The organism is Terriglobales bacterium, from assembly GCA_035764005.1.
GTDB lineage: Bacteria > Acidobacteriota > Terriglobia > Terriglobales > Acidobacteriaceae > Gp1-AA112.
Genome location: DASTZZ010000078.1, coordinates 1 through 22,122, shown reverse-complemented (window position 1 = coordinate 22,122; position 22,122 = coordinate 1). Strand labels below are relative to the sequence as shown.

The window sequence follows — 22,122 nt, the reverse complement described above, 5'->3', positions numbered from 1 at the left end:
CCTGAGATCCCATCCGATCTCATGCTTCTTGCTCACATGCCATGCGCTCGGCATTCTTCTCAGCCATGGTCAGCCCTTCCAGCAGAACCTTGGCATTCGCCGGAGCGATCGTGCCGTTGGCCAGGCGCTCACAAACGCGCAGAATGGCGATCTGCAAGGCTCGCCGATCTTCCAGCACTGGAAACTCGACCGCTCCACTGCGCGCGAGGTTGTGAAAGAAACAAAACTTCTGCCCTCCGACCGCCGGCGATCCACATCGCTGTGCATTGGACTTGATGTGCTCACAGCGCGGCGCCAGGCGCGCTGCGCGCAGAGCTTCAAGCCTTCTGGCCTTACGTTCCATCTTGCGACCTTCCTCGAGCAACATAACCTGCTGATCGAGTTGTTCGGTGGTGTCGGCAACGTCCGTTAACCCCTGGCATATGTCCTCGATCGGGAGCAACGTCCTGGTCGCTTTCGCAAGCGCCCGCCGGGAGCCTCTTCGCGATGCATAGTCCGGATCGAGCTGCGCAAGCCTGTCGTTCAATTCGTTTAACTCCTTGATTCTTTGTCGCAGAAGCAGCTGAGCGGACATGGGAGCTACCGCAACAACTTCGGCAGTCTGGATTGCCGTTTCCTCAGAGCGTCTTATTTCGGAGTTCAATTGCGAATGTTCTGCTGACGTCATAACAGTTCGTTCCTCACTTACTCTCTACTTCTGTGCTATGACGAAAGCAAAGAAAAGTCAATAGGAATGTAGAGGTGCAGGTATAGTTTCATTTCGGGAATCGTGAGCAGGTAAGCAGCCAAACCCAGGCAGGAGACGGGAAATACATTCCCAAGGCGCTCAAATCATCTTCCGGCAATAGGAGTTAAGAGCGACGGAATTTTATCCGTCGCTCTCAAATTTTGGGGAATCTGTTACCCCGGCGAGTTAGTACGGTGTGCCTGGGCCGCCTCGGATTATCTTGGGCAAGCTACAAACATCGGTGATGGATTGCGTTTCCCTAAACCAGCAACGACTTTCAATAGAAACATATCGATAGCGTTGGCGAGAGCAGAGCTCCCGCCAACACTATCTACATCTTTAGAACGAGAATTTCGCAACGAGCTGCATGGTTCGGGCGTTGTTGTGGAACGTCAAATCGGGACGATTGAACTGAGTCGGATTCGCCGCGTTGACGAAGCTGGTAATGGAGGTGTACCCAAGCGGCGCAACATCGTTCACGTATCCGGGAATGTATTGCGAGTGATTGAATACGTTGAAGGCCTGGGCCTGGAACTCGAACGCAGTACTTTCGGTGATGTTGAAGCGCTTCAGAAGAGTGAGATCCCAGTTGTTGGTTCGAGGCAACGGAATGGTGTTTCGCTGCGCGGTGGCGAACGCGCCGAGTCCCGCCTTGATGTACTGAGCGCTGGGATTTGTAGCCAGATAGGCAACCGTTGCTCCGGCCGAGTTCGTCAACGCTGTAACGTTTGATCCCGTTCCGGGAACGCCCGCAGGGTTGAAGATGGTACGATCGGGAGCGGAATCACCATTCTGGTTGCTATCGGTAATACTCTGAGCAGTGAAGTACTCCGGCGTTTGGAACTGCCAAACGGGAGCAATCTCCCAATTACCCACCAGGTTCTTCGCAAACCAATTGGCGTTCTTGAAGAACGGCAGATCGTAGATCAGTTCGAGGCTCACGCGATGACGGCGGTCCAGGGCAGACGTGCCCCAATCGGCCGCAAGGTTCTGCGAGTTCTGAGCTCGACGCGGCGTCAACTGAGTGCTGAACACCTCGGCAGTTGAGTTGTCTTCTGCGTGGCTCCACGTCCATGCTGCCTGGAATTGAAGACCATTGGTGAATGACCGATTCAGCTGCGTCTGCAGGCCATGGTAGACCGACGCACCAAACGGCTGATAAGAGGTGATTCCGGAAGTAAATCCTGCCGCAGCGTACGCGGGCAAGGTACTGCTCAGAGCCTGAATGCTCGCGAGGGTGGTGGTGAGTGCATCGAGTTGCGCTGGCGTGGGAGCGCTCAGATAAGTGGGCAGGAAATTGGTGGGAGTCACCTTTGGCTGCTTGTTCAGCTGAATCTGTGCCGGCAGGTGAATACCACGTGTCCCCACATACCGGATCTCGGCAGTGTACTTTCCACCGAAGCTATGCTGAACACCGAAGTCCCAAGTTTCGGTGTAGGGTAGCGTCTGGTTGGGAACATAGCCAGTGGTAGCCGCGCGAGCTTTAGCAGCGCTTGCGAAGGTCTTCAAGCCGCTACCGCTTCCAGGAGGCAATCCGCCCTTGGAAAGGAATCCCGTATCGCTCCAGGCGCAACCGGAAGTCCCATTCACACTTTGCTGAACATCGCAGGTGCCGCCGAACTCTGGCGGAACCGTCAGCAGTCCGAAGTTATCGAAGAGGACGTCATAGGCCATGCCGAAGCCGCCGCGAATAGAGGTCGTTCCCGAATTTCCGGGCGAGTAAGCGAAGCCCACGCGGGGTGCGAAATTCTTGTACTGCGGCTGTGGCTCGCTAAAGGTGAGGACTCCAGGCGCGCTGGCGATCGAATTCAGCGTCTGCAGACGCTCGGTGAAGGGTACGGAAGTAAATTCGTACCGGAGACCGAGATCGAGGGTGAGGTTCTGGCTGACCCGATACGAGTCGGCGCCGTAAACGTAAATCGCGCTTTGATCGCCGTAGTAGGTGTTATTGCCGGTGGAGCGCTGCGCAAATACATCGGGCACAACGTCGAGCAGATACTGGCTGAAGTTGCTCCACTCGTAGTCGCCCCGCGAACGCTGCGTGAAGCCCTGAGGCGAGATGTACTTTCGACCTTCGATTCCGAACTTCAGATTGTGTGCGCCTTTCACCCAGGAAATGTTCTCGGTCGCCTGATAAACGTTCTGGATGCCGAACTGGGGAGCGTTCGGATCGGGTCCAACCTGGGTTGCGAGGTCATCGAAGTTCAAATTCGGGAAGCTGTCGAGGCCGGGGAACTGCTGCGGGCCCACAGGAAAGAATTGCGAGTTCCGGTTATATCCCAGCCGAAATTCGTTGGTCACAGTTGGTGAGAATGTGTGAAATTCGCCTAGGGTAAAAATGTGGTTGCGAACTGGAATCGGAGTCCAGAAGGTCGGAATGTTCGCGGCGGTGTCCTGCGTGTCCTGCTTTTGATAGATGTAGCGGAAGCGAATCTGGTCAGACTGGCCAGGATTGAAATCAACACTATTTACAGTCGTAAGTGTGTTGGTGAAGTTGGAAGCACCTACCGGGATTTCGCCGACGTGATAGGTGCCGGTGAGAGTCCCGCTGGCATCGAAAAAGTCGTTCAGCTCATTTGACGGCGTATTCAGACTGGAATCCGAAAATCCGCAATCAGGTCCGGTAGGAGAGGCAGCGCTGCCAACGTATTTCTGGTACTGCTGCAGGTTGTTGGCATTGATTGCGCCGCCACCGAGCGCCGCGATCTCCGCATAGCCCTGTGAGGTCGGGGCGCATGCAAAATAGCGAGTATCGTGGCCGATGTTGTTGTACTCGGTGTTGGTGAAGAAGAAGAGCTTGTCTTTTACGATCGGGCCGCCGAGGTTGCCTCCGAACCGATTGTTGTCGTAGCGCGGATTTATGAACGGACCCGGCTGCTGCGTGCGTGCGTCGTTCGCGTCAATGGCGTTGAGATTCCTGTTTTGGAAAAACTCATATGCCATGCCGTGGAAGTGATTGGTGCCGCTCTTAATCGTCTGGTTGAACTGCGCACCGGAGGAATGTCCAAATTCCGGATTGAACTGGTTTTGAAGAACCGTGAAGTTTTCGACGGCATCATTGGGAACCTGCACAACAGGTCCGGTTACCGACTTGGAGTTGTTGTCCACGCCTTCAATCATGAAGTTGTTGTTGCGCGGGCGCTGCCCTGAAACCGACGGTCCGGTACCAACACCAATGCCGCCAGCCGACGCCACGCCTGCGTTGAGGAGCGACAGGTTCAATACTCCCGATCCGGTGGCTGCCTCCGGCAAGTCTGCCATCTGCTTCGCTTCAAAGGTGCTCTGGATCTGAGGTGTCGTGGTGTCAATCGGCGCGGCTTGTGCTGAGACCTCAACGGTCGTCGAGGTGGCTTCCGCGGCGGCAGTCACGTTGGCCGTAATCGTCTGGTTCAGGCGCACCATCACCTGCGCAACTTCGCCCTTTAATCCCTGGCCGTTGACGCTGATTCTGTAGCGGCCTGGAAGAAGATTAGGCAGACGATATTCGCCGTTTGCGTTTGTCTTCGTGCTGGCCTGCACGCCGGTATCAATATTCGTCGTTAGAACGTCGGCATTGGGAACAACAGCGCCGGTCGTGTCAGTTACGACGCCAACGATATCGCCGCTCGTGACCTGCGCAACCCCGGATTGCGGAACAAGCCACACCATGGCCGAGACCGCAAAAGCAAAAATGATCGACTTCAATACACTCTTCATTTCTTTTGAATTCTCCATATTCAAGACCAAACGATAGTGAAGTGCATCTGGAATTCCATCCCTTTCACTCGGATTTTCAACATGTTACGAGCAACAACTCGGAAGTTGGTACAGAAAAGCGGATTGTTGCGCCAAATAAATTCAGAAATCTGTATGTTGGTCCCAGTATTATCGCGGTTCAGCCCGCGATTTGCGTTTTCAGGCCCGATTCCGTTGTTGCTCAAGCAATCTCGCTCAAAACAGGTAGTGACTTTGTGGCGCAAAACAAAAGGCACCGCCGAAGCGGTGCCTTTGTAGCGAGTACTGAACTGTCTAGAAGTAAATCTTCGCCGCGAGCTGAGTTTGGCGTCCGGGAGCCGCAGAGGTGACGCGCCCGAACGTTCCGCTCGTGATCGAGTTCGAGATGTTGTTTACCGAAGCAGGATTGTAGAAGTTGGTATGGTTAAACACGTTGTAGCTCTCTAACCGGAGCTGGATGTACCTGCTCTCATTTCCAGGCCAGAAGTAAATATTCTTAAAGATCGCTGCATCTGTGCTGTTGATACCCGGTCCATGCAGCGGATTTCGATGCGTGTTCCCGAAGGTACCAATTGCTTCGGTCTGGAAGCTCGTAGGATCGAACCAGAAATTCTTTCCCACGCGCGGATCCTCGAACCGGATCGGCGCGACCTGGTTCGGAACATCGGGGCAAGCGTAGAACTGGAAGTTGGACGTGCAGAACAACGACAGCGATCCAGAGCTTGTGCGGATGTCCACCGGGAAGCCAGTGGCAAAGGTCATGATTCCACTAATTTCCCAGCCTTTCCCGACCACATCGGGGAGCCAGTGCAGTCCGGGGAGACTCTTCCAGCTCGGGATGTCGTATACCGGGCTAATGACGAATCGATGACGAACGTCAAATCCCGAGTCACCGATGTTCAAGCCGGGCACGAACTGGTTGTATCCACGATTTGCGCCACCGAATCCGGAGTTTTCAAAGCTGGATCCGTTGTCGATTGCGTGGCTCCAGGTGTAGCTTGCCTGGAACAGCAGTCCATGTGTATAGCCCTTGGTGGCGCTCAATTGCAGCGAATGGTAATTGGAAGATCCGATCGTGTCGATAGTGCCAACACTGGCTATCTGGTCCCCGGGGGCAAAAGCCGTATGCGTCGGGAACAAGACCGATTGATTGATGCGGTTCTTAGCCGAGGAGCAAGTCGAACTCGCGAGGCAAGCGTCGTGCCCGGCCTGCGTGATCGGATTGCCTTCGTACGTGATCTGTTCGTGACGACCAAGCGCACCAACATAGCTCATTCTTGCCACGATGTTGCTTGGTAACTGCCGCTCAATGGTCAAATTGAAGTTTTCCGAATACGGGATTCGGAAGTGTGGGCTGTAGAGGCTGATACTGATCGGTTCAAAGGGAGTGAAATCGACCGGCTGTCCGGGTGATGGGAAAGTAAATGGGAATTTGTTTGTAAATGATTGGCCAGTGTCGATGTCCACGTACGGATTCGCAAACGATGGCGTTCCCGAAACATTCGGCGCGACGGTGAAGTCAGCAGCGCCTGCCGATCCCAATCCGAAAGGAGGAGCTCCCAGGTTCTGCAGTGAAGTTTCCTCTTCCGTACGATTGAAGTAGATCCCATAACCGCCGCGAATTGAGAGCTTTCGCGAGTCGCCACCGGAAAGGAATCCGAAATTCGGAGCATAGGCGAAGCCAACGCGGGGTCCGATGTCCTTCCAAGCGGTCGTTGCTCCGCTGGCATCGTTGCACCCTTTATCTCCGGGATAGTTCAGGCCGGTGGGAGCAGTCGGGAATATGGTTGAGGTCTGGCCCGGAATAAAGCAGTTGGTGCCTTCACCTTTGAACTGCCGGTTGTGGAACGGAGTATCGACCTGCCATCCCGCTCCGTAAGTTATGGTCAAATTGTCGCGGAACTTCCATTGGTCCTGAGCATAGAGGTAATGCTCGTAAGCGTTAGCGTTGATTACGCCTCCTGCTCCCTGGCCATAAGTATCGGGATTCCCCAGAAGAAAATCGAGCCCTGCGTTTAGCGTGCTGAATCCGCCCGTTCCGCCGAAGGAATAGTTCCCGTTGTTATTGCCGAAGAAAGGATTGTCAACGTTGAATCGCCGCCCTTCGTATCCGAATTTGTAGGAGTGATTGCCGACGATCTTGGAGAAGTTGTCCGTCACCTGATAGGTCTGATCCACACGAGGTTGAGGCCCGTTATTGCTGAATCCCAACGTGAACATGCCAGTCACGCTCATCAGCGGCAGACCCGCCGACTTGGAGTTCTGCGGATTGATCTGGAAGCCAACGGAAGACGGAAGCACAGGATTTTGAGGCTCGACAGCATCAAAATTCAACCGCGAATATCCCAGGCGGAGTTCGTTCAGCGTTGCCGAACCGAACAGATGGGTCCAGGAGGCAGTGTATTGGCGCACCTCTGACTTATTCTGGTCTCCGAAGCCCGGCAAAGTCGCTCCTGTAAAGGGAAGAGTGCGGCTCGATGGCGCATGCTGGAAGACCATGATTCCCAGAAGCTGATCGCTCGCGGTCACATTAGCATCCACTCTCGCGATGCCCTGATCCTGAATCGTTTGCTGCGTCGGATTGAACAGGAACTGATTGTTCGCTGCGTTGGCGAGCGGTACGTACTTCTGGACTAGCGCAGTTGCGATGGGATTAAACGCTGAGGTCGGAATAGAAGCTACGATCGGAGTTCCGAAGCCTCCGGGCTGAAAGCAATCTCCCCAAGTTGAACCAGGCGCGCAACCGACCTTGGCGACTAAACTCCCCGGAATTGGATTGCTCTTACCAGATTTCAAATCAGTCGGAGTCTTGGGATCAGGCTTGTTCCAGAAGTTAACGGCTGACCCAGTAGGTGATAATGCCCAATTGCCGGCGAGCTCTGCGGATGTGAACACGGTGTTATTAGCGACCGTCTGCGGCTGTGACGCTCGATTGCCCTGGTACGACAGGAAAAAGAACAGCTTATCGTGGAGAACGGGGCCACCAAAGGTTCCGCCAAACAGGTTCTGGTGGAATTTGGGAGCGGTCAATTGAAAGAAATTGTGATTGTTCAGGAATGTGTCTCGATAGAACTCAAACACATCGCCGTGGTATTGGTTCGTTCCATTCTTGATTGAGGCGCTGACGATCGCTCCCGAATTGCGCGCATACTCCGGATTTAGCGAACTGCTGACCAGATTAAATTGAGAAAGCGCGTCCGGACTGGGAATGTAAAGTGCAGTATTCAGAGGTAGGTCGTTTGTGTCGGTGCCATTGATCAGATAGCTCGATTGCTGCGCCTGACTTCCATTTGCCGAGAAGGTGCCAAAGCGGTCGCTTGCGGCCTGCACTCCAGGTGAGATGAGTTCGAGCTGCGTCCAATTGCGGCCGATGAGCGGAAGATCGACGATTTGCTTGGATTCGACGACGTTACTCAGCTGGATGCTTGTGGTGTCGACCTGTACCTGGTTGGCAACAACTTCGACTTTCTCACCGGTGCTGCCGACCGCGAGCTTCACATCCTGAACGTACTGTTGATCGATATTCAGCTTGATGCCGCTTGCGGAGAAGGCCTGAAACCCAGGAGCGGTCGCGGCGAGGTTATAGGTTCCAACCGGGAGATTGAGAAGCTCATAATTTCCATTGCTTTGCGCCTTGGCGGTGTACGCGACTCCAGTCTGTACGTTGGTCGCGGTTAACTCGGCTCCCGGCACAACTGCCCCGCTTGGGTCTGTAACCGTTCCACGAATGCGCGCAGTTACGTCGGCGGCCCAGATCGATGCACTGAAACTTGCGATCATCAGGCCGATTGTCAGAACGACCCACAGATTCTTCTTTTGCATCAACACTCTGTTCACCTCTCAAAAACAATTCTTAACGACTCGTTGCAAAACAGAGTCATTTTGCAACTATGTGTCCGTTGTTTGTCCCATCGTAATCTGCTGAAAAGTCGGGTGTTCATCCATGGGATACACCACTCTATCCGCGATAACATATCTTTTGGCCCAATCGGTTATGAATATCCGTAGAATTCACCGGGATTCTGTATCTTCATCCCAGGTTTTTCACAGACTGGCGGGGCGGAGTGCATAGCCTGATCGTTTGAAGATCAAAAAGGCTGGGATTGTCAGGACCGTTTTAGGGATGAACAGAGGGGAGGAATCGAAATCGGCAAACGCGTTCCGATGTGGGATGCGAATTCTTCAGCTAAACCGTCGCGTAATGTAGTCCGAGCAACTGAGAGTTATGAGAATCGATAGAAAAAACAACCCACAACCCACCACGAGAGCGATCATGCGGTTCGAGTATTTGACGTGCATAAAGAAGAGCACGACCAGGCTGGCTTTGGTAAAGGCGATCAGCAGGGCGATGACAGGGTTCCAGATGCCGAAGTCGTAAAATGCGACCCAAGTGGTGAGCCCGGTGAAGAAGAGGAGGGTAATCCAGATGATGACGTAAATCGTGGGTGAAACGATATGCTCGCCGCCGTGCTCTGCCATTCCTTATTCCTCTTCGATTAAAAGGTCAGTACCGTCCGCGGTAGCGGATGGGTTCATCTGATATCTAAAGAAGCACCCATTCGCTACCGCGAACGGTACTGACTGATCTGTTTCTCTGAAACGCCTCTCCTGAAACCTGAAACGCTTTTTCCCTAATGCACCGGACTTCGACTGATCAGGTACAACAACGGGAACAGGAATATCCAGATGATGTCCACGAAGTGCCAGTACAGTCCGAAGTTTTCGACCATCGTGTAATGATGCGGCGGATATGCGCCGCGATACGACTTCCAGATGAGCGCGATCAGAATTCCGGCTCCGATTACCATGTGCAGCGCGTGCATGCCGGTCATCAGGAAATAGAGCGAAAAGAAAATCGACGTCTGCGATGCGACGTCCGGCGGAGCGAGGACTTCGCCCTTGTCCGCGCGCTCATAGTTAAAATCAAAATGGGAGCCGGGGACGTGGTGCTCCACCCACTTCTGGTGGTACTCGACGCCTTTGATGCTCAGGAACACGCAGCCCAGCGCCAGCGTGAACACCAGGAAAAAGATCAGCAGCTTGCGCGCGCCCACCGCGGCGCTGTGGACCGACATCGCCATAGTCAAGCTGGAGCAGATCAGGACCGCCGTGTTGATGGCGCCCAGCGTGACATCGATTGACGAGCTCGCGATGACGAAGGCAGGGTTGTACAGGTTGCGATAGATCAGGTAAGCGGCGAACAGTCCGCCGAAGAACATGATTTCGGTGATGAGGAAGACCCACATCCCGAATTGGGAAGCGTCCTTCTGCTGCTCCAGGGTATCGAACTGTTCCACCAGCTCAGGTTCGTGATGATGATGGAGCTGGTCGGCGGCGATTGTGCTATCCGACAACTTCGACCTCCTCGGTCAGGCTTTCATAGTCGTAGGCTTCCTGCGTGACGATCGGCGTCTCGTGGAAGTTGTGTGTCGGTGGGGGCGACGTCGTCTGCCACTCGAGTCCGGTCGCGCGATACGGATTATTGCCCGCGATCTCGCCATATTTGAGCGACCACAGCATGTAGAACATCGGCATCAGCAGACCGACGGCGAGCACCGACGCCCCTGCGGTTGAGAGCACGTTCAACACCTGGAACTCCGGCGGATAGACGTGATAGCGCCGCGGCATGCCCATGTAGCCGAGCACGAACTGCGGGAAAAACGTCAGATTGAAGCCGATGAAGGTGATCAGCGCCGAGAGCTTCGCCGGCGGTTCCGGATACATGCGGCCAGTCATCTTCGGCCACCAGAAATGCAGTCCCGCAAGATACGCAACAAGCATGCCTCCGACCATCACGTAATGGAAGTGCGCGACGACAAAGTAAGTCGCGGTCACGTGTACATCGACGCCGAGGCTGGCGAGGAAGAGCCCAGTGAGTCCACCGATCGTGAACAGGCCGATGAAGGCGATAGCGTAGAGCATCGGCGTATCAAAGTGGATCGATCCTTTGTACATCGTAGCGGTCCAGTTGAAAACCTTGATGGCCGATGGAATGGCGACGATAAAGCTGAGCAGCGAGAAGACCAGAGCGGAGTAGGTCGAGATTCCAGCGACGAACATGTGGTGCGCCCATACCAGGAAGCCGAAGACTCCGATGGCCATGCTGGAGAAGGCCACTGCGCTGTATCCGAAGATGCGCTTGCGCGAGAAGCAGGGGATGATCTCGCTGATCACGCCGAACCCGGGCAGGATCATGATGTACACCGCCGGGTGCGAGTAGAACCAGAACATGTGCTGGAAGAGCACGGGATCTCCGCCAAGCTGCGGATTGAAGATCCCGATATGGAACCCGCGCTCCACCGCGACGAGAAGGAGCGTGATCGCCAGCACCGGAGTCGCCAGGACCATCACCACGCTGACGGCGTATTGCGACCAGACGAACAGCGGGAGACGGAACCACGTCATGCCCGGCGCGCGCATCCGGTGCGTAGTGACGATGAAGTTCAGCCCGGTAAAGATCGAGGCGAAGCCCGCGATCATAATGCCGAGCGCCGCAGCTATCACATGCGTGTTCAGGTACTGCGTGCTGAGGGGAGTATAGAAAGTCCAGCCGGTATCGACGCCGCCGCTGATGATCGCGGAGAAGGTGAAGCAGGCGCCGATCATGAAGATGTACCAGCTCGCCAGGTTGATCTTGGGGAAGGCCAGGTCGCGCGCGCCGATCATCATGGGCAATACGAAATTGCCAATCGTCGCCGGAATCGACGGCACCAGGAAGAAGAACACCATGACGATGCCGTGCATACTGAACAGCTTGTTGTAAGTGTCAGACTGGAACAGGTCACCGGCGGGCGTGAGCAATTCGAGACGCATGAGAATTGCCATGGTTCCTCCGAAGAGGAAGAACAGGGTGATCGACACCAGGTACAGCATGGCAATACGCTTGTGGTCCTTGGTCAGAAACCATGACTTAATGCCGAAGCTGGAATTTAGATAAGTATCGGCCGGCATCTCCAGCGCTGCCGGTGCTACGGTTGCGGTACTCATTGCTGCTCCCCTTGGGGCGCCGCACCCTTACCTGCGGCATTTGGCTTCGCCGGAGCGTTCTTGCGTCCGGGCACGACTGCGCCTCGCGGCGCCGGCTCTGTCGGACTCGGCTCAACGGCCGGTTCGGCGGGTGGCACAGCGCTGGTGCGCGGCATTTGAATCGTGTTGGTTCCGGGTTTAGTAACGTCGATACCCTTCTGAATCTTGTCGAGGTTTACCGGCGGCTCCTGCTGCGTGTTGGTTTGTAGCTGTAGTAATTGTCCGTTATAAGTCAGCGACTTTATGTACTCGATGAGCTGAATCATCTCATCTTCGTTCAACTGCCCCTGGAACGTGGGCATGATGTTCTGGAATCCGTAAACGATCTTCGCGCTGGGATTCAGCACCGACTCGCGAATATAGGCTTCGTCGACCGAGACTGCGCTGCCGTCAGAGAGGCGCGCAAGGTGTCCGTAGAGGTTGTAGAGGTTCGGACCGCGCGCGTTGTCCGCGCCGGTGTGGCACGTGGGGCATCCCATGGAAGCAAAGACTTTCTGGCCTTCGGTTGCAAGTGACCCGAAAGCTCCGGAGCCGCGCAGCCATTGCTGATAATCGTCGTAGGGCATGGCGGTCACTTCGCCCACCATCTGCGAGTGGTTGGTCCCGCAATATTGATTGCAGAATAGATGATAGGTGCCCGGCTTGGTCGCCTGGAACCAGACTTGCGTGTAGCGCCCGGGCAGCACGTCCATTTGCGTGCGGAAAACGGGCACGTAGAAGTCATGGACCACGTCCTGCGAGATCAACGTCATGCGCACGGGATAGCCGACGGGCACATGCAGGTTGTTGATCTCGCGCTGTCCGCCGGGATGCTCGAACTTCCACATCCACTGCTTGCCCACGCCGTAGATGGTCATCGCCGCCTTAGGCGGACGTCGCTGTTGGAAGAAGAGCACCGCGCCCCAGGCGAAGATGATCATGGCGATTCCCAGTGGCACGAGCGTCCAGAAAATTTCCAGCGGAATGGAGCCATGGATCTGTACCGGAACCGGGTGCTTGTCTTTGCGATATTTGACGGCGAAGACGCAGATCAGCAGCGCGACCAGCGTAGTAAAGAAGATGGTCACGGCGAGGATGAAGAAGTAGAGCAGATCTACCCGCGTTGACAGCGTTGATGCCGATTCCGGGAACAACGGAAAGTAGCGAGGCAGCATGAGCTAGGCGGCCCTTCCTGAGTCAATTTTCCCGGCGCGCACGTCGCGTCTCACCATAATGAAAATGAATCCTCCGAGCAAAAGCACGGTCGCGATGCCGGAGAGCCGCACGATGCGCATCACGATCGCGCCGTAGTGGCCCGTCGCCGGATCGTAGTGATAGCAGTAGAGAACCAGGGCGTCCACGACAGTGCCAATATGGTTCTGTGAAGCCTGAATTAATCCGAGACGAAGATCTTTGGGGGAGTACTCAATTCCGTAGTAGTACTGCGACAGCTTGCCCTCGGGCGTGACGACCTGAATCCCGCTGGCGTGCGCATACTGCTTGATGCGCGGATCGTAAACGTAGCGGAAGCCGACGGCAGCCGCAAGCTTCTCGATCTGGTCTTCCTGCCCGGTGAGGAAATGCCATCCCTGCGCCGCGGTCGGCGAATGCCGGTTATAGCGGCGTAGATAAACCTCCTTGATCTTGGAAGCATCGGCAGGCGTCTCGCTCGGGTTGATGCTGACGGTAACGATGTCGTAGTCTTTTCCCAAATCGAAACTGACGATACTGAGCGCGCTGGTCATGCCGTTCAGCACCTGGCCGCACAGCATGGGGCAGGTGTAATAAACGAGCGAGAGAATCACCGGGCGCTTGCCGAAGTAGTCGCCAAGGCGAACGTCCTTGCCGGTCTCATCGCGGAAGCGGAGGTCGAGCGGAAGCTGATCGTTTAAGTGCTGATCGATTCCCACTTTGGAAAGGATCGAGGGTTGCTGGGTTGAAGTCGGGCCGGCGGACTGCTCTAATCCGGCGTTCGCGCCTTGGGCGTGCAGGGGAAGGGTGCAGACGAAGGCAAATGCCAAAGCGATGCCAATTGTCTCGAATGCAACTCTAAGATCTGTCATTCTGAGGCCAGCTTTTGGCCGAAGAATCTCCCGCGATGTCTCGGACTTGAATGCACTAGCCAGGCTCTTCAGCGAGAGTCCTCGTGAAGGAGCCAAGACACGGCGTTTCAGTCCGAAAAATTCCCGGAGATCCTTCGCGCAAAAGAAGCGCTTCAGGATGACAGATCTCAAAACGTTCGTCCCTTTCTCGTCCGAATTAACGACTGCACTACTCACAACCCACATCCCTTCTAAACTTTATCGTTCCCGAATCGGTGACCCGCGCTGCTTCGCGTGCGAGCTGCCAATCGAGGGCCTTACGATACCTGTACTCTCCGCAGTTGGAGGCAACGGCACTCCCGGCTGCGCCTGCATCGCAGGCAATCCCTTTTGCACGACGGCGTTCATCGCCGCCTGAATCGGAATGTTCACTTTGCCGGAGTTCTTGTCGATCACGAAATACTCGTTCAAATAAACGTCTTCAGCTTCGCGCATGACAGCCAGATCGCGAACGTCATCGGTCTGCAGGCGCGGCTGCGGCATGCGGGATATACGAACACGCGACTCCGAGTCGCCCATCTCCATCGAGCCGGGCTCCTGCGAGTGGCTCTGGCGCGTCCTCAACTTTGCCGCTGCGGCATCCACCTGCGTTTCTTCGCTGCGCACCCAGGGATCGCGCAGATCCTTTTGATCCTGATTTTGCGCGTAGTTATTGGCGAAGTGGAAGACCGCCCAGAGCACGGTGAAGATCACCGCGCCGGAGAACATGAGCGTAATGATGAATGCCACCACGCCGGTCACGCTGATGTCGGTGCGTTCGTGACGAATGCGCGGATCATCGAGGTGCCGCTCCACGCCTTGCGGCTGCATCGGCTTAGGCGGTTGCATGTTCATGCTCCAATAGCTCTTCCATCTGCGGATCGTAACCGACCAGAATCGGCCGCGACTTCAGGCTGCGAATAAAGAAGAACGTCCAGATGCCACCAATACCGGCGGTCGCCGCCAGGTACATCCAGTTAAATGTCCACTGCGACTGGCGAGCCTGGAAGTTCGGCTCAACGTGCCAGTAAAGGTCGATCATGCGGATCACGATGAATCCTGCGCAGAGCGGTACCATGAATCCCGGCTGCTTCTTGAGGCGGCGCGACAGCAGCAGCGCGAAGGGCACGGCAAACTCAAACAAGATCAAGAAGCGTGACAGATTCAGCCAGCCGCCATTCATGCGGTTCAGATAGAAGCTGATCTCCTGCGGCAGATTTCCAGACCAGGTAATCAGCCACTGCGAGAACGATAGATATGCATAGAGCATGGTGAAGGCGAGCATCAGCTTGCCCAGGTCGTGCAGCTCGGTCTTGCGCAACATGGAGCGCATGGGCTCTTCTTGCGACAACAGCAACACGGTGATCAGGCAGATCGAGAGCGACGTCAGTCCCTGACCGGCGAGGAAGATCAAGCCGAAGATCGTCGAGAACCAGGTCGCATCGAGCGACATGATCCAATCGATCACGGCGAAGCTCATGCTGAGCGAATACACTACGATGCCCAGACCGCTCACATTTTCAAGAATGCGCTGCCAGTCGCGAGCTAAAGGATTTTCATCGCGCTGGATCGACCAGCGACGCAGCGTCGCCGAGAACCACCACCAGATAATGAAGTACAGAGCCCAACGGATGACGAAGAACGGCTCGTTCATCATCAGGTGGTGCTTGTGGATGATGATCTTCTGCGCGTCCCAGGAAAGCTGCGAGAAACGCGGCTCCGTCCAGGGAAAGAGATGATGCATTCCCAGAACGATAGGAATGGAGAGTATCCACAGCAGAGGGAACTGTCCTGCGCCGGCTTCGAGCGCGCGCCGGATGATCAGTCCCCACTTTCCCGCCGAGAGATGGTTGGTCATCAGCAGCGCCATGCATCCCAGGCTGGCGCCAACCCACAGGACGATCCCCGCCAAATATGCGCGTAGCGCGTGATCGAGCGCGTCGGGACCGATGAAGCTGCCGATGATCAGCGCGATGTAGCCGATTGCGCCGACCACGAGCGCGCGCGCCTGATAGCGATCGAGCAGCCACGCCGGCGCCATGCGGTCCTGGGGAATTGTTTTCAGGTGAGCTTCCATACTCACTTCTTCTGTGTCCCTTCTTCCTTCGGCGGAGCTTGCTGCTCGGGACGCGACGCGCCTCCGATCTCCTTATTCATTGCCGGAATGGGGTTCGCTCCCGCGGGAGAGATCTCTTCGCTGCTGCCTTTTCCTCCTGAAGCCAGCGCCTGGTTGAGCGGCACGCCTTCGACGCTGATCTGCGAGGCATCCTGCAGATTCCCCCGCTGATCGGCAGGCACATCGGCCATCGTCCCCGCCTGGGAGTACTGCAAAGCGCGAATGTAAGCCGCGATCGCCCAGCGGTCCGCGGGCTCGATTTGCGCGGCATAATCGGGCATCGCGCCCCAGCCGTGGCTGATCACGTCATAGTAGTGTCCGACCGGCTCCGCGAGATAGCGCGGCAGGTGGAAGTTGGCCGCCTGGCGATATCCCCGCTTGACGATCATGCCGTTACCATCACCTACACGCGAGTGGCAGGGCGAGCAGTAGATGTCATAGCGCTCGCGCCCCCTTTCCATGACCTGCTGCGTAATGGGGAAGGGGAACTGGTCGCCTTCCTTGGCGCCCATCTTGCCAGTGTAGAAGTACGTATCGGCGTGGAGGTCGCCGCGCGCCACGGTTCCCGAAACGGGCATACGCTCGGAGAGGCCATCGCGGAAGAACTCGCTGCTGCGATAGGTAATGTACTTAGGCTGATTGTGCATGTCCTGGCGGCACGCGCCGGTGGCCAGGGCCACGCCAGTCAGGATCGCCAGCCGCGAGGCAAGCTTCAGCTTCGTACGCATGTCTTTATTCCGCATCTGGGAGCCGCCGTTCAATTCGGCACCTCCGTGACTACGCGCGGATTGGTTTGCTCCAGGAATTGCCGAGTCTTCGTAAGATCGAATTGCGGATCTGCGGCTTCGATGCACAGGAAGAATTTGTCCTTGCTGGCCAGCGCGAAATTCGGCGCGTTAAAGACCGGATGATAGGGCATCGGCAATCCGTTCATTGCCAGCATGCCGATGAAAGCAGCCAGCGATGCTCCCAACACCGTGCATTCAAACGTCGGAGGAATGAAGGCCGGCCATGAGTGCCACGGCTTTCCGCCGGTGTTGATCGGATATGCCAGTACGGAAATCCAGTAAGCGAGCGAGTATCCTCCAGTGCCGCCCAACAACCCGCCGATCAACACCACCAGCGCAACGCGGTTCTTATGGAAGCCGATCGCTTCAGCGGCGGGTTCGATCGGGAATGGCGAATACGTATCCATGCGCCGATAGCCGATTTCGTGGGCCTTCTCGGCGGCATTTACCAAATCGGGAACGGTGTCGTACTCGGCCATTAGTCCGTAGATGCCCTCGCGGATCATTGCAGGTTCTCCTCGAGCAGCGGCTGCAGCCTTGATTGCGGGAGCAAGGCTCGCAGTTCAAAAATGGAAATCATCGGCAACACGCGAATGAACATCAGGAATGCAAAGGTAAAGAATCCGAGCGTGCCGAGGAAAGTCGCATAGTCCCAGCGCGTGGCTTTATAAGTTCCCCACGATGACGGCAGGAAGTCACGGTGGAGACTGATCACGACGATCACGAAGCGCTCCAGCCACATGCCGATGTTGACGATGATGGAGACGATCCACAGCAGCACCGGCGAGCTGCGCACTTTACGGAACCATAGCGATTGCGGCAGGACGATGTTGCACGTGATCAGCATCCAGTAGAACGCGCCCAGCGGACCGGTCGCGCGATTCTTGAACTGGAACATCTCGAAGACGTCTCCGCTGTACCACGACATGAACGCTTCAAAGAAGTAGCCGTAGGCGACGATCAATCCCGTCGCGAGCATCACCTTGGCCATGTTCTGCAGGTGACGCGTGGTGATGAAGTCCTTCATGCCGTAGGCCGCGCGGATCGGAATCAGCAGCGTGAGCACCATCGCGAAGCCGGAATAGATCGCGCCAGCGACGAAGTATGGCGGGAAGATCGTCGTGTGCCAGCCGGGCAGAACGGCGATCGCGAAATCCCAGCTCACCACCGTATGGACTGAGAGCACCAGCGGCGTGGAAAGACCAGCCAGCAACAAGTATGCGGTCTCATAGCGCGACCAGTGCCGCGCCGATCCGCGCCACCCCATGCAAAGCACACCGTAGATGATTCGCGTCACGCGATGCTTGGCGTTGTCGCGCAGCGTGGCGATATCCGGGATAAGTCCGGTAAACCAGAACAGCAGCGAGACAGTGAAGTACGTCGAGACGGCGAAAACGTCCCAGATAAGCGGGCTGCGGAACTGCGGCCACACTCCCATCGTCAACGGCAGCGGGAAGAGCCAGTAAGCAGCGAGCCAGGGACGACCGGTGTGCAGAATCGGGAACATGCCCGCGCACATGACGGCGAAGAGCGTCATGGCTTCAGCAGCGCGATTGATAGACGTGCGCCAGCTCTGCTTGAGCAATAGCAGAATGGCGGAGATCAGCGTTCCGGCGTGGCCGATACCGATCCACCACACGAAGTTGACGATGGCGAATCCCCATGCGGACGGGATCGTGATGCCCCAAATGCCCACACCCTGATAGAAGAGGTATCCGGCGGCGACCATCAGAATCTGCACGATGCCGAAGGTCACCAGAATTCCGAAGATCCAGCCGATCGGCGTATGCGGCGTGAGCACGGTGCGCATCACCTTCTCGGTCACCGAGGTGAAAGTGTGCCCCGGCGCAATCACAGGAGGATCGACCAGGTATGGCCGCTGTGATGGAGGCAGATCTGTAAGGCCTTTGGTTGCCATTACGATTCGGCTCCGATATAAGTCTTGCCCGGCATGTCGGTACGATCGCCGATTTCCATATTGGGATTCACCACATTCGCGATATAAGACGTTCGCGGCCGCGTGTTGATCTGCGTCAGTACGCCGTAATTACGGGGCTGCGCCTTGATCTTGGTCACGCGGCTATTAGGATCGTTGATGTTGCCGAAAACGATGGCATCGGTCGGGCAGGCCTGCTGGCATGCCGTCACTACTTCGCCATCGCGAATCTTGCGTTCCGCTTTGGGATCTGTCTCCTGCAGCCGCGTTTCTTCAACCTCTGCCTGAATGCGCGCAGCATTGATGCGCTGCAGGCAGTAGGTGCACTTCTCCATCACGCCGCGGCTGCGAACGGTAACGTCGGGATTGCGCAGCGGCTTGAGACTTGGCGTGGTGTAGTCGGCGAACAGCATGAAATTGAACCGCCTCACCTTATATGGGCAGTTGTTCGAGCAATAGCGAGTGCCCACGCAGCGGTTATAAACCATGACATTGAGACCTTCGGGCGAGTGCACAGTTGCGCCCACCGGGCATACCGGCTCGCAGGGCGCGTTCTCGCAGTGCTGGCACATCATCGGCTGCATAAATGCGCGCGGATTGAGCAGATCGCCGGCGTAGTAGGCGTCGATGCGCAGCCACTTCATGTCGCGACCGATCTTCACCTGCTCCTTTCCCACAACGGGAGAATTATTCTCCGCCTGGCAGGCGATCACGCACGAGTTGCAGCCAACACAGGAGTTCATGTCGACCGCCATGCCCCACTGGTATCCCTTGGTGTAGTCGTAGCCGGGGTACAGCGAATCGTTTTCTTCCGGCGCTTCCTCGAACCTGTCGCCGTGGGCGAAGTCGGGGTTCTTCTTGTACTCGTCGTAGGAGCCTACGCGGATAATGTCGCGTCGTACCGCTTCGGCGCCCTGCACCGAGCGATTCATCAGCTTGGAGTCGCCGTGCGGATCGATCAAGGTAAAGTTCTGCACCACCGCCAGCTTGTAAGTGCCGCCGCTGTTCTCGACTTTTTCCGCGGTTGCGATCAGCGGAGCATTCATGCCGCGAATTTCGTAGGCGTTGAATCCGAATCCATTGCCGACGCGTCCGGAGAACGAGCGCCCGTAGCCCAGATGCAGCGTGATGCTGTTGTCGGGCATGCCGTAGACGACGAGCACCGGCGCTTCGATGGTGCGGCCATCGACGGTGATGCGCAGGATGTCTTCCTGATTCCAGCCGTGCTTCGCCGCAGTATCGATACTCATCATCGCGGCGTTGTCCCACTCCAGACGAATCAGCGGCTTGGGACATTCCTGCAGCCACGCATTGTTGTTGTAGCGTCCGTCGTAAATCGTCGGATCGGGACGGAAGACAACTTCCATGGCGCTCTTGTCGAGCGTCTTGACCTGTGGCGCTCCGCCGCGCGGAGCCAAAGATTTCACCGGCGATGCCGTATTGGGAATGATGCCGTCGTGCAGCCACTTGCGCCAGTTGGTCTCGAAGTCGCCGGCAGCTTTCCCGTTTTGCTTCCAATAGGCGCGGACGGCGTCGTAGGGCGTCAACTCGGGCGTGTCGGTAAACAGCGCGACGACTTCATGCGCGCTGCGCCCACCGTAAAGAGGAGCGATCAGCGGCTGAACGATCGAGCACGTCCCGTCGTAGGCGCGCGCATCGCTCCACATTTCCAGATAATGCGCGCTGTGAATGTGCCACTGCGCCATCCGCGTGGTTTCATTGCGGTAGTTGCAGAGGTGGGCGATCTCTTTGACTTTCGGCATCGCCAGCTCGAAGCCGAGATCAACTGGCGTGTTGTACGCCGGATTGCCCTCGAGGATGACCAGCAAATCCACCTTGCCGGCGTTCATGTCGGCGACAAGCTGCTTGAGTCCGCCGAGTTGGTCGGTCGGCACGAGTTCGACTGGATCGGTGTAGACGATCGTCTTACCGACATTCCCGAGTGCCTGATTGATTTGCGCAGCAAGAACGTGCAGTGCAGGCGGCTGCTGCTCTCCCGGCAGCACGATGGATGCACCGGAGTTCGCCTTCAGATCTTTCGCGAGCGCGGTAAGGAATTTCTGCTGATCCTGCGTCCACTCCTGTGCTGGAGCTGAGACGCCGCCCGCCCCAAGAGCGCTGGCAAGAGCGGCAGCGAAAGGCACGATGTCAGATGCGCGCAGCGGCAGACGATTATCCGAGAGCGCGCCTGCGGTGGTGTGGAAGCTCTCAACCGAGTACAACCGGCTCATCGGCGCATCTTCCGCGAGCTTGCGACGGCTGGTAAACGCGCGCGAGTAAGGAATGAATCCGGGGAACGCCGACGTGTTCAGGAAATCGGCATCGAGCGAGAGCACGACATTCGCGGCTTCGAATTTGTAAATCGGCTCCGCGTATTGCCCAAAGAGCGTCTGCGAAGCCGCTCGCGCCGCATCGCGATTGACTGGATCCCACTGATACCACTTCGCATTGGGGAACTTCTTCAGAACCGTCTGAATCTGCGATGCGAGCGTCGGCGATACAACCGTCTCGCTCAGAAAGCGCAAGCCCGCGCCGCCCGAAGCGGCGGCTTTGGTCTTGTAGACATCGACTGCCCCGGCAAAATCTCCCCAGTTGCGCTGCTCGCCGCGATAGCTCGAACTCGTCGAACGATCTGGATCATAAAGATCGAGAACGGAAGCCTGGGCGAAAACGTCGGTCGCGCCGTTCGATGCGGGATGCTGCGGATTGCCTTCGATCTTCGTCGGGCGAAATTCGTTGCTTTTTACCAGCAGCGGAATGCCGCCGGTCGGGAATGGCATCGTTGTGGCGAAAAATTTCGGGATTCCCGGAATCAGATCTTCGGGCTGGCGAATGTAAGGAACGATCGCTTCGGCTGGCTGCCGCGTGCAGGCCGAAAGTCCGGCGAGCGCCATCGACGCGCCGGCGAGCTTCAGGAAGTTGCGCCGCGAGACGCCGTCCTCTGCTCGATTCAGCTCGGCAACGCCCTCGGGAAACTCGTTTTCGAGGAGCTCTTCAAAGCCAGGTTCATCGATCAGCTCTTCGAGGCTCCGCCAATATGCCTTGCCGGTTGCGGCGGAGAGCCGCTCGCGCACCTGCTGGAGCGTCAACTTGGTTTTATGCGCTGGTGAGGTTTTGATCTGCACCAACTCGGGGTGATTCTCCATGTCTCTCTCTAAACCAATTTCCAGCCCATAGGCCGTCATGCTCGTCGTGCTGTCGTCGTCCAACTGCTCCACCGCTGCCGCAGGTGGTTCTGATCTCACGTCTCAACTGCGCCGCCCGCTACCGCAGGCGGTTCTGTTATCTGTGGCAGGTATCGCAACTTTGAATTTCGTTTGGAGTGCGCACGTGATACTGCGCCACCAGGTATTTGCCCATCGACATCTGATCTTCAAACTTCTTCCAGTGCTGCATTGGCTGGCCGGTGGTCTGGTAATAAGGACCATTCAGGGAACAATTCCCTGTGCCGTCCTCGCAGTACACCGGACTCGCTGTGCTCGGCCCCTTCCAGCCCATATTGAAAATCGGATCGCCTACCGGACGAATGTTCTTCGCCGGATTGCGATGGCAATCGAGGCACCACTCCATCTGCAAACTGGCATGCTGATAGGTGAGCGGCATCTCGTCGATCGGGCCATGGCACGAGGCGCAGCCGATTCCCTTATTGATGTGAATCTCGTGATTGAAATAAACGTAATCGGGCAAATCGTGCAGCTTCGTCCACCAGATCGGAGTGCCGTTGCGATAGCTGGCGCGCACAGGTTCGAGGATGT

The 22,122-nt window shown here is 56.7% G+C and carries 15 protein-coding genes; all 15 read right to left on the bottom strand.

Annotated elements, in window-relative coordinates:
• Window positions 1-19 precede the first annotated feature (19 nt).
• Complete coding sequence (locus VFU50_13325) at window positions 20-526, bottom strand: hypothetical protein (GenBank protein HEU5233839.1); 507 nt, start codon at window positions 524-526, stop codon at window positions 20-22.
• A gap of 540 nt (window positions 527-1,066) precedes the next feature.
• Window positions 1,067-4,423 carry a carboxypeptidase regulatory-like domain-containing protein gene (locus VFU50_13320; protein ID HEU5233838.1) on the bottom strand — a complete coding sequence of 1,119 codons (3,357 nt, stop codon included), beginning with the start codon at window positions 4,421-4,423 and terminating at the stop codon, window positions 1,067-1,069.
• Between the two features lie 312 nt (window positions 4,424-4,735).
• On the bottom strand, window positions 4,736-8,263 hold the full coding sequence (locus VFU50_13315) for a carboxypeptidase-like regulatory domain-containing protein (protein HEU5233837.1): 3,528 nt from the start codon (window positions 8,261-8,263) through the stop codon (window positions 4,736-4,738).
• A gap of 360 nt (window positions 8,264-8,623) precedes the next feature.
• Complete coding sequence (locus VFU50_13310) at window positions 8,624-8,920, bottom strand: cytochrome C oxidase subunit IV family protein (protein ID HEU5233836.1); 297 nt, start codon at window positions 8,918-8,920, stop codon at window positions 8,624-8,626.
• Between the two features lie 152 nt (window positions 8,921-9,072).
• Window positions 9,073-9,795, bottom strand: a complete 723-nt coding sequence (locus VFU50_13305; GenBank protein HEU5233835.1) for a cytochrome c oxidase subunit 3 family protein — start codon at window positions 9,793-9,795, stop codon at window positions 9,073-9,075.
• Window positions 9,785-11,428, bottom strand: a complete 1,644-nt coding sequence (gene ctaD / locus VFU50_13300; GenBank protein ID HEU5233834.1) for a cytochrome c oxidase subunit I — start codon at window positions 11,426-11,428, stop codon at window positions 9,785-9,787. The genes VFU50_13305 and ctaD overlap by 11 nt, the downstream gene beginning before the upstream one ends.
• Window positions 11,425-12,621, bottom strand: coding sequence for a cytochrome c oxidase subunit II (coxB, locus tag VFU50_13295; protein ID HEU5233833.1), 1,197 nt, complete (start codon window positions 12,619-12,621; stop codon window positions 11,425-11,427). The genes ctaD and coxB overlap by 4 nt, the downstream gene beginning before the upstream one ends.
• A gap of 3 nt (window positions 12,622-12,624) precedes the next feature.
• Complete coding sequence (locus VFU50_13290; protein HEU5233832.1) at window positions 12,625-13,509, bottom strand: SCO family protein; 885 nt, start codon at window positions 13,507-13,509, stop codon at window positions 12,625-12,627.
• Between the two features lie 237 nt (window positions 13,510-13,746).
• Window positions 13,747-14,376: a hypothetical protein gene (locus VFU50_13285; protein HEU5233831.1), complete on the bottom strand. Its 630-nt coding sequence runs from the start codon at window positions 14,374-14,376 to the stop codon at window positions 13,747-13,749.
• A complete protein-coding gene (locus VFU50_13280; protein HEU5233830.1) occupies window positions 14,363-15,604 on the bottom strand; it encodes a hypothetical protein in 1,242 nt (413 codons plus the stop codon). Before VFU50_13280 ends, VFU50_13285 begins: the two co-directional genes overlap by 14 nt.
• A 2-nt stretch (window positions 15,605-15,606) precedes the next feature.
• Window positions 15,607-16,371, bottom strand: a complete 765-nt coding sequence (locus tag VFU50_13275; GenBank protein HEU5233829.1) for a cytochrome c — start codon at window positions 16,369-16,371, stop codon at window positions 15,607-15,609.
• A gap of 29 nt (window positions 16,372-16,400) precedes the next feature.
• Window positions 16,401-16,937 carry a DUF3341 domain-containing protein gene (locus VFU50_13270; protein HEU5233828.1) on the bottom strand — a complete coding sequence of 179 codons (537 nt, stop codon included), beginning with the start codon at window positions 16,935-16,937 and terminating at the stop codon, window positions 16,401-16,403.
• The gene (gene nrfD / locus VFU50_13265) at window positions 16,934-18,349 is read right to left on the bottom strand and encodes an NrfD/PsrC family molybdoenzyme membrane anchor subunit (GenBank protein ID HEU5233827.1); all 1,416 of its coding nucleotides are present in this window, start codon (window positions 18,347-18,349) and stop codon (window positions 16,934-16,936) included. Before nrfD ends, VFU50_13270 begins: the two co-directional genes overlap by 4 nt.
• Window positions 18,349-21,612 (bottom strand): TAT-variant-translocated molybdopterin oxidoreductase, encoded by a 3,264-nt coding sequence (locus VFU50_13260; GenBank protein HEU5233826.1) that lies wholly within the window; start codon window positions 21,610-21,612, stop codon window positions 18,349-18,351. The genes nrfD and VFU50_13260 overlap by 1 nt, the downstream gene beginning before the upstream one ends.
• Window positions 21,613-21,649: 37 nt before the next feature.
• Window positions 21,650-22,122, bottom strand: a 473-nt coding sequence (locus VFU50_13255; GenBank protein HEU5233825.1) for a cytochrome c3 family protein, incomplete at its 5' end; no start/stop codon positions are given.